The organism is Stenotrophomonas sp. AS012628 (genome assembly GCF_010608305.1).
GTDB classification, from domain to species: Bacteria; Pseudomonadota; Gammaproteobacteria; order Xanthomonadales; family Xanthomonadaceae; genus Stenotrophomonas; species Stenotrophomonas geniculata.
On the sequence record NZ_VMBJ01000102.1, the window covers coordinates 1 to 678 of the forward strand.

The 678-nt window shown below is 62.5% G+C and carries 1 protein-coding gene; it reads left to right on the top strand.

All coding sequences use genetic code 11. The features are described 5' to 3' along the window. Positions 1-678: transposase (locus G5A07_RS21135; protein WP_191863963.1), on the top strand; the 678-nt coding region annotated here is incomplete at both ends.

Below are 678 nucleotides of genomic sequence, written 5' to 3' on the forward strand. Positions count from 1 at the left end.
GTCAGCCAGATCGTGCTGGAAGCCACCGGCGGCTACGAACGACCGGTGCTGGATTTTCTGCACGCAGTGGGCCATCCGGTGGTCCGCGCCAATGCCCTGCGGGCCCGCAGGCTGGCTCAGGGGATGGGGCAGATGGCCAAGACCGACCGGTTGCATGCCTATGCATTGGCGCAGATGGCGGCCTTGGTGAAACTTCCGGCCTACCAACCGCTGGAGCCTTGGCAGCAGAAAATGCGGGAATTCGTGCGGGCACGTCGACAGGCGATGCACGCGCTGACCATCGCGCGGCAGCAGCTGGAAATGGTCGGTGATCGTGAATTGCGCCGGCTACTGCAGGCCAACATCACCCGCTTGCAGACGCTGGTTGAACGTCTGGGAAAGCAAATTGCCGAGCAGGTTACCCAGCAGCCTCAACTGGCTGTCCTGAAGTCGATGAAGGGCGTTGGCCCTGGCCTGCAGGCGGTATTGGCAAGCTATCTTCCCGAGTTGGGAAAGATCAGCGGCAAGGCCATCGCCAGCCTCGTCGGTGTGGCTCCGATGTCCCACGACAGCGGAACCATGCGAGGGAAACGCAGCATCCATGGCGGCAGAGCCGAGATCCGCCAGGTGCTCTACATGGCCAGCATGTCGGCCATGCGGCATGAACCTCAACTGCGCGATTTCTACCAGTCGCTGCGA